At 66.2% G+C, this 453-nt stretch carries 1 protein-coding gene; it reads left to right on the forward strand.

What is annotated here, in order from left to right; genetic code table 11:
* On the forward strand, positions 1 to 443 hold a 443-nt coding region (locus ACNAW0_RS30660; protein ID WP_416291526.1), incomplete at its 5' end, for a transposase family protein.
* Positions 444 to 453 lie beyond the last annotated feature (10 nt).

Here is a 453-nt window from a genome sequence, read left to right on the forward strand (position 1 = left end):
GGAAACACCGCGACTTCGGGGCGAACATTCAGGCTGTGATGCGCCCCGACGGGCTCCCGATCTGGACCTCGGATGCGATGCCCGGACATCTGCATGACCTGACCTGCGCCCAGCGTCTGGATGTCACCGGCGCCCTCTACTGGGCGGCCTCCGAACTGCGGCTGCCGACCCTCGCCGACTCAGGCTACGAAGGCGCTGGCCAGGGCATCCACGCTCCGTACAAGCAGCCTGCCGACGGCCGCCGGCTCGCCGTCGACAACCGGACCTACAACGCCGTCCTTCGATCAATGCGGTGCCTCGGAGAACGCGGCTTCGCGATCCTCGTCGGCCGCTGGCGGACCCTGCGTCACAGCACAGCCAGCCCATGCCAGGTCGGCGACATCGTCCGCGCCGCTCTCCACCTCACCCATTTCGAATACCGATACCTACCGGATTCTTGTTGAGATCACGTCA

The sequence above is a fragment of the Micromonospora sp. SL1-18 genome (genome assembly GCF_047921505.1).
Taxonomy (GTDB): domain Bacteria; phylum Actinomycetota; class Actinomycetes; order Mycobacteriales; family Micromonosporaceae; genus Micromonospora.